Here is a 15,039-nt window from a genome sequence, read left to right as displayed (position 1 = left end):
ATGATGCAGCGCAGTAGCAGAATTTTTTCGAACGAAGACGCGAGACGGCTGGCTGACCGGCGGCTGCCCCGGCTTGTCTTTGATTTTGTCGAAGGGGCTTCTGGGCGCGAAGTCGGCACGGCGCGCAATGTCTCTCAGTTCGATAATGTCATGCTGCAACCCCGTGTGATGACAGATGTCGCACAGTCTTCTCTGGCCACGACTTTGATGGGGCAGTCCTATAAAGTGCCATTTGGGATCGCCCCTATGGGGATGTGCAATCTTGTGCATCCAATGGCCGACGCGTCGATTGCAAGTGCCTCAAAGGCCATGGATTTCCCCATGTGCCTGTCCTCCGCCGCCTCCACCTCAATTGAAGATATGGCGCGCATGGCGGGACTGCATGCTTGGTTCCAGCTCTATTTTGGCGGTTCTCAAGAGGCATCTCTTGCCATGGTCGAACGTGCCCAAATTGCCGGATATGAAACGCTGATCTTGACGGTGGATGTGCCGCAGGTTTCTCGCAGGGTGCGCGATCTGCGCAATGGCTTCACGGTTCCCTTTGCCATGACGCCCCGCGCATTCTGGGACTTTGCCACCCACCCAAGCTGGTCTCTAAGCACGCTGGCTGCAGGCGCGCCGCGCCCGATGAACTTTACCGATAGTAAAGGCAGCAACACCTTTGATCGCGGGGCAAGCCGGTCTGGTGCAGACTGGGCGTTTCTGGAGCGGTTGCGGGGCAAATGGCCGGGCAAGCTGATTGTCAAAGGTGTGACATCTGCGGCGGATGCACTCCGCATCCGCAGTTTGGGGGCCGACGCAATCTATGTCTCGAACCATGGCGGCCGGCAGTTGGACAGCGTTCCCCCCGCGATCCGGCTTTTGCCACTGATCCGTGCCGCTGTTGGTCCCGAATTCCCGCTGTTGTTCGACAGTGGCATTCGCAATGGTGAAGACATCATCAAGGCGCTCGCCCTTGGTGCTGATTTTGTGATGATTGGGCGCCCTGCCCTCTTCGCTTTGGGGGCCGAAGGCGCGGCCGGTCTGAACGCGCTTCTGAGCTGCTTTGCGACAGATATCAGTGTTGTAATGGCGCAATTGGGCATCACTTCGATTGACCAGCTTGGACCCGATGTCATTTTCCAAGACGCGAGTCACGCGCACGTTGATGCGGAAACGAAAACACAGGCGGCCTTGCGGCTCGCCGCCAAAACCTGAAGTAGGACATATCCAATGACGGATACCAAAATGATCAGAGGCGGCGCTTTGCTGGCCCGCGCCCTCAAAGAAAAAGGGGTGGACCATGTGTTCACGCTAGCCGGTGGCTTTTGCAATCCTGCGCTTGAAGGATTCATGGAATGTCAGATGCCGGTCATCAACACCCCTCATGAACAAATCGCAGGGCATTTGGCGGATGGTCACGCCCGCATCACCCGCAAACCCGTCGTTTGCCTTGTCGGTCCCGAAGGCTTTGCCAACGCCGTGCCCGCGATGCTGGAGGCAGGCGGCGAACGCAGCCCGGTCATTTTTGTCACCGGATCATCAACGCTCAAACGTCAGGGTGCGGGCGGTTTCAAAGAGATCGACGATGTCGCCATTGCGGCCCCCTTGGTCAAGTATTCCGCCCAGATCACCGATGGCGAACGGATCAGCGAGTTTGTAAACCGCGCATGGACCGCCGCAACAACCGGCTACCCCGGCCCTGTCCATATCTCATTGCCGGTGGACATCATGTTCTCATCCTTCGCGCCCGATGCGGGACTGGACGAGCGCCCGTTCAACCGCACGGATCGCCCTGCCCCGCGTGCATGGCCTGACCCTACCGCCTTAGGCGTGGTTTTGGAGAAGGTGAAAAACGCAAAACGTCCCGTTATCATCGGTGGTCATGGCGTCTGGTGGTCCAAGTCCGAGGAGAAGCTGGAACAGGTCGGTAAAGCCCTGCGCTTACCGATTTTCAACGTTCCTTATCATTCCAAACTGCTTGGCGAAGAATGTGAGGCCTATATGGGCCTTGCGGATTTTCACCAGTATCACCCGTCGAAACCCGCCATTCACGAGGCTGATTTGGTCCTGATGATCGGGGGGCGTCTGGACAATCAAATGAACTTTGGCAATCCGCCGTTTTTCATTAAGGATCAAACACTGGTCTGCATCAACGGCAGCCACGAAGAATTAGAATACAATCAAGCTGCCGACGAGGTGCTGCTCTGCGATCCCGGCGCCTTCCTTGAGGCCTTGAGCGGCGTGGGCAAAATGTGGCCTGAATGGTTTGATCTGCAACGGACCCGCCGAGCTGCTTGGGTGGATGAATGGTACGCCCATATCGAAGCCGAAAGTGCCAAGCACGGCAAGATGCACCCTCTGCAACTGTCACTGGACGTACAGGAGCAAATGGGCGAAAACGACTGGCTGATCTTTGACGGCGGCAACACTCATTTCTGGTCAGAGATTGCGGTTAACATGGCCGGATGGCGCGGGCAGAAACTGGGTGGGATCATGCACCCCGGCAATTACTCTTTGCTTGGGGTTGGAGTGTCCTTTGGCGTCTCTGCCAAGGCGCTGCATCCAAATCGCAATGTGGTAGTGATCTCCGGCGATGGCGCGTTTCTGTCTGGTGGCTTGTCGATTGAATCCGCCTTTCAGGACAATCTGCCCATCACCATCGTGATCGACAACAATGGCGGTCTGGACTGTATCTCGCAGCAACAAGAACGCCTGTTTACGAACGGCAAACACTTTGCCACCGATTTCCGCGATATTCCGTTCCACGCGATGTGCGAAGGTCTAGGTGGGCATGGTGAATTGGTGGAAACACGCGACCAACTTGCCCCCGCCTTGCAACGGGCGATGGCCAGCGGCAAAACTGCCCTTGTGAATGTCAAATGTCGCGGTGTGATTAGCCCGATTGTGGCCGCAACATCAGATAAACGGGACAAGGCTTCGATTGAATAATGGCAACTCTTACTTCGCATACGCTCAATGGCACTGATGGCACCCATGCGGGCGAGATTCCTGTGACATTGACGAACCTGACCACAAGCACCGTGACCTTTACCGCGCAGATGGATGAAGGCGGCCGGCTATCAGAAAACATCGACGCCAAACACATTGATCCTGACGCCATGTATGAATTAATCTTTGACACTGCCCGCTATTGGGCCGCCCGCAACATGCCCGCTGCGGTCACGCAAATCGCGCTGCGCTTTGCCATGACAGACCCCGAAGGCGCATATCATATGCCGATTATCTTGAACCCCAATTCCTATTCGATGTGGACCTCACGCTGATGGACGGCCTGAACATGTCGCGGCGCATCCGCCGCACGCCTTATACCGACCGTGTCGAACAGAACGGTGTGAGGGGCTTTTCCGTCGTCAATCACATGCTGCTGCCCAAGGCATTCCAGCCCACGGTGGAAGAGGATTACTGGCACCTGCGCGAACACGTCCAGATTTGGGATGTCTCCTGCCAGCGTCAGGTCCAGATTGCGGGGCCGGATGCTGCTGCTCTTGTACAATGGATGACACCGCGCAATATCGCCCACGCCAAGATCGGTGATTGTTTTTACATTCCGATCATCGACGCACAGGGTGGCATGATCAATGATCCCGTCATGTTGAAACTGGCAGAGGACCGGTTCTGGCTGTCCATCGCGGACAGTGACGTTTTGCTTTATGCGATGGGTCTTGCCTTGGGGCGTGGTCTGGATGTCGCGGTGAGCGAACCTGATGTATCGCCACTGGCTGTGCAAGGTCCAAAGGCCGAAAATCTGCTGGCAGAGCTTTTCGGCGCGCATATCCGCGATATCGGCTTTTTCAAATACGGCTGGATCAACTTTCAGGGCACCAGACAGTTGATCGCCCGCTCGGGCTATTCCCGCCAAGGCGGGTTCGAGATATATCTGGAGGCGGGGCATCTGGGAACGGCACTCTGGGACGCCATCTGGGACGCAGGTCAAGCCCATAACATAACCCCCGGTTGCCCCAACCTGATAGAGCGGATTGAAGGCGGCCTTTTGTCATACGGCAATGAGTTCACGCGCGAGAACAACCCGTTTGAGATTGGGCATGGCAAGTTTTGCGTGACCGATGGCTCAATTGACTACATCGGGCGCAAGGCGTTGCAGGACATTGCGGCAAAGGGTGTGACGCGTGAAATTCGCGGTATAACCTTTGACGGTAGTCCCTGTCCCACCTGTTCCAAACCATGGCCAGTGATGGTTGGTGATACGCGCGTGGGTCAGATTACCTCTGCCATCTGGTCCCCGCGCCTGAAATGTAATGTTGGGCAATCCATGATAGATCGTGCTTTTTGGGATTCAGGTCAGGCGGTAACAGTTCAAGTCCAAGATGGCAGCGTTTCAAACGGCATCGTGACCACGCTGCCAATGTGCTGAGCCTAGGCGTCGGGATATCCATCATAAACATACTGCTCGGTCGACACGTCGCCATGCCAGACATAGGCCGATAAGAACGCCACTTCTCCAGTCTTGTTGGCATGGGGCATCATCGAAGGATGATAGGATCGCCCGCCCGGTCCAAGGATTTCGTAGGCTGCCGCACCCCGTTTCCAGAAGGCTTGCCCTGCAAACATGACAAACACCTCTTCGGCGGGGTGGCTCCGTATGCCATATTCGAAATTCGGCAACATGCCATAGAGCCCCAACCGGACCTTCTCTGACTTGACCAGACCGTCGGGGCCCAACAATTCTACATTCACCTTCGGCAGGCTATGCGCGATGTAAAGCGGATCAGAAGATGTTTGCGGAGGTGCCCAAGGCAGTGGAGTTTGCCCAATAACGCTGCAGACGGGATGTGCGTCAGGGTGTGACATAACGGTCGTGAACGGCTCTGTTAGTGGATGCACATCATAAGTGGTTTGCGTTGCAAAATCAGCTGTGCGAAGCGCGTCTTGCGCTTGTTTCTCAATATCTTCTGGACCATCAAAACTGGCCGCGAGGACTTCGAACAATGTTGGCAAATCCATCAGCCACCTCACTTATTCAGTCGAAAAATCAATACACCTAAGTCTCGGTTGTGTAAAGTTACTGCCGCCCCGCGCAACATGCGCCACCAATTGCACTATTGATTCGTGACGAGAGCCTCCCAGGTACGGGCGGGCAAACGCAAGACAGACGTCTGCGCCCGATGTATCTGTTCGCGCTCGCCACAAACTTCAACCCGGTCAAACCCTAGTGCAGGTGGGCAGTTACGCAATTCATCCAAGATGGCTTCTGCAGCGTTTTGAAGAGAACCCTTCGCGCGATATAGTCCCGTGTCCACCATCAGAATAAATGTATTGCACTCAAGTGTTGCCGGACCCAACATCGCGTCACAAATCAGCTCGCCCATGGTGGCAAGACCGTAACCCAGAACGCCACCCTTTGGTAAGATCGCGCCGCCATTGAAGTAGTCCGCTGGATCTGTCGATGGGTTGCCACTGCTGTCCACAATCGATCCCTCAGTCAGCGTCGCACCTGCACGCTGTGCCGCATAAATCCACCCGCCAGCAACTTGGCCTGTCGCGCAGTCCAGAACGACAGGACCCTGCGCGCCTCCCGGAATACCCAGACACCACGGGTTTATTGGCAGTACCGCTTTGCTTCCACCGTATGGGGCGACCATACGCCAACGCTCACGCGCGCCACCGCCGCAAGCGATGAACAGACATCCCGCATCTGCCGCTCTTTCGGCAAAGGCACCCAACCGCCCAGTATGGCCTATGTTGCGTACCGCAAGGGCGGCAACACCAAGTTTTCGCGCCGCGTCGATCCCTGCGTCAGTGGCCGCGTTCATCGCAATAATGCCAATCCCGCCAGCCCCATCAACGTCCACAGTTGCACTGGAGCCAGAGGTCACGTTCGGAATCACATTGGCAACAAGATAGCCGCGTCTGAATTCATCCGCATACTGAAGGGCGCGCATAATGCCATGAGATTCTACATCGCATAGTTACGCATCCATCAGATGATCGACAATCGCTTCTGCATATTTGGCATCGCAGCCATTTGCCCTTAGAACCTGCACCGCCTGTGCGTGGGCCTGCGCGATGGGCACGGACACGCGCGCCTCTGCCAAGCGCAGCTTGCTCAAGCGCGTTGTCCCGCTGCACCTTCGGCTTGAGCCGTTGTGAGATCCGCAATCGAATGGTGGCACCTAATTGCATGGCCCTGTGTGCCATGTCGCCAAGGCGGCGTATCAGTGTCACAAATCCGTCCGATCTTGCGCGGACAACGGCGTTGGAACGGGCACCCCTGCGCGGGTGGTGACAGCTCTACCACATCATCAGCGCTAAGCGTCGGGGCCGTGTCAGGGTCAGGTTCCAGCACCGCACCCAGCAAAACTTCGGTATACGGATGCGAGGGCGTAGCATAGACATCAGCCGACGGCCCCAATTCACAAAGCCGCCCCTGATAGAGCACCGCGACACGGTCAGACAAGGCGCGCACCACAGCAAGGTCATGGCTGACGAACACGTAGGTCGTGCCTTGGGTCGCCTTGAGATCATTCAACAAATCTAGGACGGCAGCCTGCACCGATACATCCAGCGCCGATGTCACTTCGTCACAGAGCACCAGATCAGGCTCAGCCGCAAAGGCACGCGCAATTGCAACCCGTTGCTTTTCCCCGCCAGAAAGCTGGCTGGGCAAACGATCCAGATAGTGCGCACCAAGGCGGACCCGATCAAGGATGTCCGCAGACCGCTGATGCAGTGCCTCGCCGGTCAGGCCAAAGTATAGCTTCAGCGGTTGTTCGAGGATTTGGGCGATGGTCTGGCGTGGATTGAGACTGTCATCGGGGTTCTGGAAAATCAGCTGAATTTTACGCAGATGATCCGGGCTGCGGTGTTCAACCTCAGGCGCAAGTGCTTGTCCTCCAGCGACTGTGATCTTGCCGGCCGATGGCGGCAACAACCCCGCAATCGCTTTGAGAATTGTTGATTTACCTGAGCCGCTTTCCCCCACAAGGCCCAGTGTTTCGCCTTTGGCCACCGTGATTTCGATCCCGTCAACTGTAGGAACGCCGGCGCTGTCGCGGCCCAGCACTTTGTCAAACAAACCGGGCCGGCGATAACTGATCGCAAGGTCATCCAGATGAAGGGCTGAGGGTGACGCCCCATCAAGGCTGGCGGGGATTGCACCGCTTCCGGTCAATGACAATTGATGCGCTTCTTGATAGTGAAAACACCGCACCGCCTCGCCGCTTGGCAGACGCTCAAGATCGGGGCGGCTGGTCCGACACCCGTCTTGCGCCAGGGCACATCGATCAACAAAGGAACACCCCTGCCCCGCCTCACCCGGTGCTGGGGGCCGCCCGTCCAACGCAACTGGCAGCCGCGGATCGCTCAGCCGCGGGATCGAGGCCAGCAGGCCGCGCGCGTAAGGGTGGATCGGCGCCTTGAGCACCTGACGTGTGGAACCTTCCAGCACCACCTCGCCCGCATACATCACCACAACGCGGTCACAGACCCGCGCAATCGCCCCCAGATCGTGGCTGACATAGACCATGGCCATGTTGCGATCTCGGGCAATATCGCGTAGCAATTCGAGAATATGCGCCTGTGTCGTGACATCCAACCCAGTGGTTGGTTCGTCCAATAACAGCGCCGTCGGTTCACCGGCCAATGCCATCGCGATAGCCGCGCGTTGTTGTTGCCCGCCAGACAGCTCATGTGGAAAGCGGGTCATAATTGCGGCTGGGTCTGGTAGGCGCACCTGCCCCAACAGCTCAATCGCTTTGGCAGAATATTGCGCCTCGGGGACGTCCGCGTGCAGGCGCAACGCCTCAACCAGTTGCGCGCCAATCCGCAAAGTTGGCGTCAAAGACTGTCCGGAATTCTGTGGGATCAGGGCCAATTCGCCGCCTCGGATCTGCTCCAGCTCGGTGCGTGTGCGGGCGAACATGTCTTGGCCCTGAAAGGCGACAGACCCCTCCATCAGCCGCAGCCCGCGTTTGAGGTATCCCATCGCAGCCAAGGCAAGTGTCGATTTTCCCGACCCGCTTTCCCCAACGATGCCAATGCTCTCGCCAGCATTCACCTTCAGGTCAATGTTGCGCAGCACCGGCAGGGTCGCGCCGGTCTTGCCAGTGAACCCGACAGAAATGTTGCGGATATCTATCAACGGTCCGGTCATACTGGCGCCTTTTGTGCACGGTCAATCCCTAGGGCCTTGGCCAAAGCGTCTGCTGTCAGATTGATCCCGATAATGAGCGAGGACAATGCAATGACCGGCCCCAGAACGCCCCAAGGCGCGAACGACATAAATCCGCGGGCATCCGCAATCATTAACCCCCAATCAGGTGTTGGCGGAGACACACCAAATCCGAGGAACGACAGTGACGAGAACGCCAGCAACATCCACGACCAGCGCATCGCGCCCTCAACCATCAGCGTGTCCAGCACGTTGGGCAGTAGCTCATGCCGGATGATGGTCATACGGCTGTGCCCCCGGGCGCGGGCTGCCGAGACGAAGTCGCGCGCCACAACATCATGCGTTGCAGCACGTGCGATGCGGATCACCGGAATGCCGTAGAAGAACGCGAGCGTCGGGATCAGCACTTCGACGCCTGTGCCAAACGTCACAATCAGGACCAGCATTTTCAGGATCCATGGCAGCGACAGGAAGGCATCGACAACACGCATCAGCACTTCGTCTATGCGCCCTCCAATGAGGCCAAACAGAATTCCAACAAAGCCGCCCCATGTGACCGCGATGGGCGTCGCGATGCCTGTGACCAAAAGCGCCTCGCGCCCGCCAAGGAGGACACGGGTAAAGACATCGCGACCCAGATGATCGGTGCCCAGCCAGTGGGTCGCCTCTGGCCCGGTCAGCATCATCGCTGAATTCATCGCCTTGTAGTCATACGGCACAATCCATGGGCTGACCAATGCCAGCACTACATGGAAAACCACCAAGAAAAGGCCAATCGCACCTGATGGGCGCGAGACGACATCGCGCAGGACTGACAAAGTCCGCATCAAACGGGTGTTTTGTGCAGGGGCTGACGTGACGGTCATCCGCGCCTCATGTGCAAGGTGCGCAAACGCGGATTGGCGAACATGGTCAGTATGTCTGCAGACAGGTTCACACAGACATAGACCGTCGCGACGATCAGCGCGATTGCTTGGACAACGGGTAAATCGCGGTCAGATATGGCGTCGATCATCATACGGCCCAGTCCGGGGTAATTGAACACAACTTCGATCACGACCACCCCGCCCAAAAGCCAAGCTATCGTCAAAGCGACAACATTGATCGCGGGCAAAAGCGCATTCGGCAAAGCGTGCCGGAAAACGATGCGCCAATACGGCACACCTTTGAGGGTCGCCATCTGGATATAGTCGCCTGCCATGACCTCGATCACTGAAGACCGCACCATGCGCAGGATATGCGCGATCATCACCATGGTCAGCACCAAAACAGGCAGGATAATTTCGGGGAAAAACTCGGATGCCGGCGCGCTGGCAGAGGTCAGCACAATGCCTGGCAACCACCCCAGCCAGACCGAAAAGATAAGGATCAGAACCGTCGCAGAGACGAATTCAGGGATCGTCATGGCGAAAATTGCCAACGTGGAAACGGCCAAATCAACCGGGCGGTCGCGCCACAGGCCTGTGACAACACCAAGGAAAATCGCCAAAGGCACACCCAGCGCCAACGAACATGCGGCCAGCAACAGTGAATTGCCCAGCCGGTCGCCGACCAGTTCGGCAATGCTCTTTTCGCCATTGGCAGAGATACCCAGATCACCGCGCGCGGCACTTGTGGCCCAGTCAAAATACCGTTCTGCTGCGGGACGGTTCAGGCCTTGCGCCTCGCGGCAATTCTCCAGCAGTTTGCCTTGGGCTTCGCGTTCAAGGAACGCTGTGCAACTGTCGCCTGGCAGCATTTCGACACCGGCGAAAATGATCATCGAGACGATCCAGACCGTGACAAGCCCTAGGAACAATCGGCGGAGCAGCATTGCCAGCATGGGTCAATATCCGTTTGTTGGAGAGACGAAGGGCATGGGAATATCCGCACGCCCTCCTCCGATTCAGCAATGAACTGTCAAGTTACTCAACCGTGATCATGTGCCAGCGCACGGCGTCGTTCTTGACCTCGTCAAGGCTTGACACCCGCGACGATACGCCAATCAGCTTGGTCACTGTGTAGGGGATCAACGTGCCAGCAGTCTCCAGCAGGTGCTCTTGGGCTGCCACATAGATCGCCTTGCGTTTGTCGAAATCCAACTCACGACGGGCGTCACCCAACATCGCGTCCAGCTTTTCATCTTTGTAGTAGCTTTCGTTCCACTTCGCAGTCGACAGGTAGATCTCGTGCAGCGCCTGATCTGCGGGGCGTTCATTCCAGCGGGTCGCAGCCACGTCTTTCTTCATCCAAACCTCGGACCAGTAGCCATCGGTCGGGGCCTGCACCACGTTCACACGAATGCCCGCAGCGGCAGCCTGTTCCTTATAAGCGACGGCCAAGGTGGGCCATGTGGGCTCTAGCGTCGCAACATGCACGTCAATGTCGATGCCATCAGGATAGCCAGCCTCGGCCAACAGCGCCTTGGCCTTTTCGATGTCCTGCGGACAGCTGAGGGCAGCGCGATACTGGTCGTTAGGCTCAACTGGTGTGTCACAGGCGACGACACCTTCGCCGCCCAACACCAATGCCACCAATTCTTCGCGGTCCGCCGCCATGCGAACGGCCTGACGGACGCGAATGTCGCTGAACGGTTCCACATCTGTGCGGAACACAAGGCCGCGCCAGTTGCCAGTTGGAATCACCTGAACGTTGAACTTGTCAGAACCTTTCAGCATGACCTGTTGCTGGGCAGTAATCCCCCGCTCCATGTCGATCTGACCGCCCAAGAGCGCCTGCAAACGGGCTTGACCGTCAGCAATGCCAATGACCTCCATCCGCGCCACACCGGGCGCACCCTCCCAATAGTCGGGATTTGCAACAAGGGTTGTGGTGCCTTCCGCATCAAATTTCTCGACCTTGAAGGGGCCAGTTCCGTTGCCGGTCATCGCAATCGTATCGCCCGACCCCTCGTTCAGCATCCGCAACCGGTAATCCATCAGTTGCAACGGCATGTCGGCAAAAGGCGTATCCAGCGTGATCTGCACGGTCATACCGTCCAGCGCCTTCACCTCTGTGATCATTTTCACCGCAGACCGCGCCGGGCTGTCGCTTTCGGGATCCAGCACGCGGTTCAGCGAGTACACGACATCCGCCGCTTCAAAGGTGGACCCATCGTGGAACGTCACACCGTCGCGCAGTTTGAACGTCCAGACAGTTGCGTCCTCGTTGGCTTCCCAGCTTGTTGCCAGATCAGCTTGCGGTTTGCCATCGAGACCCGGACGCACAAGGCGGCTCATGATCTTTTCGGTGATCTGAAACACCCGCCCCTTCGAGATCGGATCAAGGCTCGATTGCGCGCCAAAGCCAAGCTCGTGCGCCTGACGAAACGTGCCGCTTGGCTCTGCTGCGGCAAGTCCAGCGGACAGTGCAATCGCTGATGCCATGGTAACAAGTTTTTTCATAAATCTTCCTCCCAATGTCGCGGAACGATTGATGCGCTCTCGCTTTAACAAGATGTTCCTCCCCGCAGTCACAAATCGACAAACACAAATTGGCTTATTGATGGATATGAAAAACCTTATCTATGACCGATTTGGGAACTGCATCTTCCCCCATAGTTTCCCTTTGACATGCGCATAACAAATACAGTTACTTGAGGGGTCCATTTGAAAACAACATGAAAGGAATCGGCGTGCGCGGCATCAACATCACCGCAATAGGTGGCGGCGGCTTTACCCATGAGACCCACCCGATGCTTGACGACTTTTGCCTGAGGCAGGCGGGTCAAACAAAACTGCGATTAGGGTTTATCGGAACGGCCAGCAACGACGACCCGCTTAAGGTCGAGCGTTTTAACGCCCGTTTTGACGGTGAAACCGCCAGCCATGTTCACCTACCGATGACATTGGATGCACAATCACTTGCGGACAAACTGAACGCACTCGACATGATTTATGTGGGCGGCGGCGATACCGAAAAAATGGTTGCCCTCTGGCGTAGCAACAGGTGGGACCGCGTCTTGTGTGATGCGGCGCGGCGCGGGCTTCCCGTGGCCGGAGTAAGTGCAGGCGCCGTCTGCTGGTTCGACCGCTTCTTGTTTCGCTCCGGCAGTGGCCCCATGCGCCCGCTGAAAGGCTTGGGGCTGATCAAGGGCGGCGCCTGCCCGCACTATTCAACGGAAACAGACAGACAACCGGCGCTACTCCGCGCGGTTGCGGGGCGCACCATGCCTGACACGGTTGCAATAGACGACGGAGTCGCAGTGGTTTTTGACGCATCCGGTCCGGTAGACCTATGCAGTGCAGAGCCTGATGCGTCAGCCTATCATATAAAACGTGCAGCCGATGCCACGGTCACACAGACCCGTCTTTCCTTATGACGCCCCGGCCTGGTCCAGAAGCCAGCGTATGACCGACGCGACTTCTGGCGTGCGCTCACTGCTGGGTTTAGCAAGCAAATAAAAGGACCGTGTCGGTTTCAACTCAATGTCAAAGGGTTTGACCAGTTTGCCAGCTTTCAACTCCTGATCAACAAAGGGAAATATCCCCAAGGACACCCCTTGCCCTTCAAGCGCGGCCTGCATCACCATATTTGTATCCGTAATGGTGATTTCTTCTTTCAGCGTCAGACCTGCGCAACCCGCTAGGGTAAGCCATGCCGCCCATTCGGACCGGTCGCGTTGGTGAATGATCGAGTAGCGCGCCAAGTTTTTAGGGCTTTTCAAACCGCCCCGTTCGGCCATCAACGCTTTGCTCAAAACAGGCGCATAAGTGATGTCCATCAGGTGGTAGTTTTGTAGACCTGACCAGCTTCCTTCACCCCAATCTACCGCCAGATGCGTCCCCATCATGACGGCATCGGTGATGCGCGGGCTTTCATGCAAGATCAGTTCGATGTTGGGCAGATCGCTGCGAAATTGCGCAAGGCGCGGCACCAGCCAACGGGTGCCGAAAATTGGCCCGACAGCAAGGGTCACTGTCTTGCGAGTGCTTTGGCCGAACGCTTCGACCTCAGCCCTGATATCATCAAACGCTTTGGTCAAAACGCGGCTCAAGGATCGCCCCTCGTCGGTCAGTACAACGGCCCGCGTCTTGCGGATGAACAGCTTGCAGCGCCAATCTCGCTCCAACTCGCGAATTTGATTGCTCACGGTTGTCGCACTGACGCAAAGCTCATCAGCGGCGTCCTTGAAGCTGAGCCGCCTCGCTGCAACCTCGAAGGTACGCAAGGCTGTCAGTGGCAATTTCCTTGGCGTGCGTCGCATATGTAACCCGTCCTATAACCATAATTATCTTTATTTATGGTCGCCAGACAAGTTGTTTGTCGACAAACCTTGCGACAGCGAGAGTGCAGAGGTCACAAACACACAGGTTCCATGGATCACACATCTGACATTGTACCGCGCAGACGCACCGGAGGTCGGCGTAAATCCGGGGACCCGCAAGCCACGCAGGGCGCACCCCGCGCAGCACCAATTGCCGGTCGCCTCAATCCGCTGGACGATGAGGGACTTGCGCGCATTCATGCAGCCTCACTCGACATCCTTGATCGGGTCGGAATGAGCGAGGCACCACAGGTTGTGGTTGATGCCGTCACAGCACGCGGTGGCAGGCTGACCTCGGACGGTCGGTTGCTGTTTCCACGTGTGCTTGTCACCCAAGCGCTTGAGGGATTTCGCCGTGGGTTTCAGCTTTTTGGCAGGGCAGAAAGTCAGGATCTGGACCTTACAGGGGCAAAGGTTCATGCGGGCTCTGGCGGGGCCTCACCCAGTATCGTGGACATGTCGGACGGCACCTACCGCGCCGCAACGCTGGCCGATCTTTATGACGCTGCGCGGCTTGTGGACAAGCTTGAACACGTGCAATTTTTCTCGCGCTCGATGATTGCAGGCGATATGCTGACCACACATGCGCTGGACGTAAACACCGCCTTCGCATCTTTGGCGGGAACGTCAAAACACGTGATGGTCAGCGCCAGCCACCCGGCGCACGTCAGCGACATCGCGCAAATGTGCTATGCGATTGCCGGGTCAGAACAGGCATTCCGCGAAAAGCCGTTCCTGTCCCTCAATATCAACCACGCTGTCCCGCCACTGCGCTTTGACGCCGACGCCTGCGAGGTCATGGCCGCCGCTGTGCAGTCAGGAATTCCAGTGATGGTGAACACCTTCGGGCAGATGGGTGCGTCCAGTCCTGTCACCATTGCAGGCTGTCTGGCGCAGACCAATGCAGAAACTTTGGCTGGTATGCTGTTTGCCTGGACCCTCGACCCAGACGTGCGCGCGATCTATGGTGCGCGCCCAATGGTGACGGACCTGCGATCAGGCGGCATGGCGGGTGGCAGCGGCGAGCAAGCGATCCTGACTGCAGCGGCCACCCAAATTGCTCGCTTCTATGATCTGCCCAATTCAACAATTGCAGGCGCGACAGACAGCAAGCTGCCGGACGCGCAATCGGGGTTTGAAAAGGCCTTGTCGGTAACACTTGCCGCCCAAGCCGGGGCCAACCTGATCACTCAGGCCGCCGGCACGCAGGCCGGCCTGATGGCCACCTCTTTGGAGGCTTACGTCATCGACAACGATATGCTAGGCGCGATCTTGCAAGCTGCGGGTTCCATCGAAGTGAGCAAAACAACCTTATCGACGGAAACGATCGCCCAGATTGTCCACGCTGAGGGCCATTTTCTTGGCCACGCCGACACGTATGCGCGCATGAAATCAGATTTTGTATACCCCAGCCATGCCGACCGGCAGGCTCCCGAGGCATGGCTTTCCAGTGGGGCGCCAAACATCAACACCTCAGCGCGCAAGACTGTGACAGACACGCTTGCCCGCCACTTTCCACGGCATATAAGTGCAGAAATTGAACAAGACTTGCGGGCGCGTTTCGATATCCGCCTGCCTGCCACAAGGATGACAGCTCCATGAAAATCGCAGTGATCGGCGCAGGTGCCATGGGTTCCATCTATGCGGCCTTGCTGGCGGACGC

At 57.3% G+C, this 15,039-nt stretch carries 13 protein-coding genes and 1 pseudogene; 6 read left to right on the top strand and 8 right to left on the bottom strand.

The window, feature by feature from the left end; translation table 11 throughout:
- From ACFDSS_RS08255 to ACFDSS_RS08240, 4 genes are read left to right on the top strand one after another with little or no spacing between them, the layout of a single operon-like run.
- Positions 1–1,197, top strand: coding sequence for an alpha-hydroxy acid oxidase (locus ACFDSS_RS08255; RefSeq protein WP_375255289.1), 1,197 nt, complete (start codon positions 1–3; stop codon positions 1,195–1,197).
- A gap of 15 nt (positions 1,198–1,212) precedes the next feature.
- Positions 1,213–2,931: a thiamine pyrophosphate-binding protein gene (locus ACFDSS_RS08250; protein ID WP_375255288.1), complete on the top strand. Its 1,719-nt coding sequence runs from the start codon at positions 1,213–1,215 to the stop codon at positions 2,929–2,931.
- Complete coding sequence (locus ACFDSS_RS08245) at positions 2,931–3,266, top strand: hydroxyisourate hydrolase (RefSeq protein WP_375255287.1); 336 nt, start codon at positions 2,931–2,933, stop codon at positions 3,264–3,266. The genes ACFDSS_RS08250 and ACFDSS_RS08245 overlap by 1 nt, the downstream gene beginning before the upstream one ends.
- Positions 3,251–4,375, top strand: coding sequence for a dimethylsulfoniopropionate demethylase (locus tag ACFDSS_RS08240; RefSeq protein ID WP_375255286.1), 1,125 nt, complete (start codon positions 3,251–3,253; stop codon positions 4,373–4,375). The genes ACFDSS_RS08245 and ACFDSS_RS08240 overlap by 16 nt, the downstream gene beginning before the upstream one ends.
- A gap of 2 nt (positions 4,376–4,377) precedes the next feature.
- Here the strand turns inward: ACFDSS_RS08240 and ACFDSS_RS08235 are convergent, their stop codons facing one another.
- The 7 genes and pseudogenes from ACFDSS_RS08235 to ACFDSS_RS08205 all read right to left on the bottom strand — a co-directional run bounded on the left by ACFDSS_RS08235 (position 4,378) and on the right by ACFDSS_RS08205 (position 11,514).
- Positions 4,378–4,965, bottom strand: a complete 588-nt coding sequence (locus ACFDSS_RS08235) for a dimethylsulfonioproprionate lyase family protein (protein ID WP_375255285.1) — start codon at positions 4,963–4,965, stop codon at positions 4,378–4,380.
- A 95-nt stretch (positions 4,966–5,060) separates the two neighbouring features.
- A pseudogene (locus ACFDSS_RS08230) lies at positions 5,061–5,912 on the bottom strand (Ldh family oxidoreductase); the annotation flags it as partial.
- 18 nt (positions 5,913–5,930) lie between these two features.
- The gene (locus tag ACFDSS_RS08225; RefSeq protein WP_375255284.1) at positions 5,931–6,071 is read right to left on the bottom strand and encodes a hypothetical protein; all 141 of its coding nucleotides are present in this window, start codon (positions 6,069–6,071) and stop codon (positions 5,931–5,933) included.
- On the bottom strand, positions 6,068–8,113 hold the full coding sequence (locus ACFDSS_RS08220) for a dipeptide ABC transporter ATP-binding protein (RefSeq protein WP_375255283.1): 2,046 nt from the start codon (positions 8,111–8,113) through the stop codon (positions 6,068–6,070). Before ACFDSS_RS08220 ends, ACFDSS_RS08225 begins: the two co-directional genes overlap by 4 nt.
- Positions 8,110–8,997 carry an ABC transporter permease gene (locus ACFDSS_RS08215; protein ID WP_375255282.1) on the bottom strand — a complete coding sequence of 296 codons (888 nt, stop codon included), beginning with the start codon at positions 8,995–8,997 and terminating at the stop codon, positions 8,110–8,112. Before ACFDSS_RS08215 ends, ACFDSS_RS08220 begins: the two co-directional genes overlap by 4 nt.
- Positions 8,994–9,953 (bottom strand): ABC transporter permease, encoded by a 960-nt coding sequence (locus ACFDSS_RS08210; protein WP_375255281.1) that lies wholly within the window; start codon positions 9,951–9,953, stop codon positions 8,994–8,996. The genes ACFDSS_RS08215 and ACFDSS_RS08210 overlap by 4 nt, the downstream gene beginning before the upstream one ends.
- Positions 9,954–10,035: 82 nt before the next feature.
- Positions 10,036–11,514, bottom strand: a complete 1,479-nt coding sequence (locus ACFDSS_RS08205) for an ABC transporter substrate-binding protein (RefSeq protein ID WP_375255280.1) — start codon at positions 11,512–11,514, stop codon at positions 10,036–10,038.
- 215 nt (positions 11,515–11,729) lie between these two features.
- Here ACFDSS_RS08205 and ACFDSS_RS08200 point away from each other — a divergent pair, with 215 nt between their 5' ends.
- On the top strand, positions 11,730–12,431 hold the full coding sequence (locus ACFDSS_RS08200; protein ID WP_375255279.1) for a Type 1 glutamine amidotransferase-like domain-containing protein: 702 nt from the start codon (positions 11,730–11,732) through the stop codon (positions 12,429–12,431).
- Here the strand turns inward: ACFDSS_RS08200 and ACFDSS_RS08195 are convergent.
- Entirely contained in the window at positions 12,426–13,316 is an 891-nt protein-coding gene (locus ACFDSS_RS08195) for a LysR substrate-binding domain-containing protein (protein ID WP_375255278.1), read from the bottom strand. The two genes, ACFDSS_RS08200 and ACFDSS_RS08195, sit on opposite strands and share 6 nt — an antisense overlap.
- Positions 13,317–13,427: 111 nt before the next feature.
- Between ACFDSS_RS08195 and ACFDSS_RS08190 the strand changes: the two genes are divergently transcribed.
- On the top strand, positions 13,428–14,978 hold the full coding sequence (locus tag ACFDSS_RS08190; RefSeq protein ID WP_375255277.1) for a trimethylamine methyltransferase family protein: 1,551 nt from the start codon (positions 13,428–13,430) through the stop codon (positions 14,976–14,978).
- The last annotated feature ends 61 nt before the right edge of the window (positions 14,979–15,039 follow it).

The organism is Yoonia sp. (genome assembly GCF_042093035.1).
Classification (GTDB): domain Bacteria; phylum Pseudomonadota; class Alphaproteobacteria; order Rhodobacterales; family Rhodobacteraceae; genus Yoonia.
The sequence above is the reverse complement of the archived record's forward strand: the minus strand, read 5'-3'. Positions and strand labels throughout refer to the sequence as shown.

Bases quoted from the DNA above. Each gene is read 5' to 3' on its own strand.
- ACFDSS_RS08195 (WP_375255278.1), bottom strand. From the start codon at position 13,316: ATGCGACGCACGCCAAGGAAATTGCCACTGACAGCCTTGCGTACCTTC.
- ACFDSS_RS08190 (WP_375255277.1), top strand. From the start codon at position 13,428: ATGGATCACACATCTGACATTGTACCGCGCAGACGCACCGGAGGTCGG.
- ACFDSS_RS08220 (WP_375255283.1), bottom strand. From the start codon at position 8,113: ATGACCGGACCGTTGATAGATATCCGCAACATTTCTGTCGGGTTCACT.
- ACFDSS_RS08250 (WP_375255288.1), top strand. From the start codon at position 1,213: ATGACGGATACCAAAATGATCAGAGGCGGCGCTTTGCTGGCCCGCGCC.
- ACFDSS_RS08235 (WP_375255285.1), bottom strand. From the start codon at position 4,965: ATGGATTTGCCAACATTGTTCGAAGTCCTCGCGGCCAGTTTTGATGGT.
- ACFDSS_RS08200 (WP_375255279.1), top strand. From the start codon at position 11,730: ATGAAAGGAATCGGCGTGCGCGGCATCAACATCACCGCAATAGGTGGC.
- ACFDSS_RS08215 (WP_375255282.1), bottom strand. From the start codon at position 8,997: ATGACCGTCACGTCAGCCCCTGCACAAAACACCCGTTTGATGCGGACT.
- ACFDSS_RS08245 (WP_375255287.1), top strand. From the start codon at position 2,931: ATGGCAACTCTTACTTCGCATACGCTCAATGGCACTGATGGCACCCAT.
- ACFDSS_RS08255 (WP_375255289.1), top strand. From the start codon at position 1: ATGATGCAGCGCAGTAGCAGAATTTTTTCGAACGAAGACGCGAGACGG.
- ACFDSS_RS08210 (WP_375255281.1), bottom strand. From the start codon at position 9,953: ATGCTGGCAATGCTGCTCCGCCGATTGTTCCTAGGGCTTGTCACGGTC.
- ACFDSS_RS08205 (WP_375255280.1), bottom strand. From the start codon at position 11,514: ATGAAAAAACTTGTTACCATGGCATCAGCGATTGCACTGTCCGCTGGA.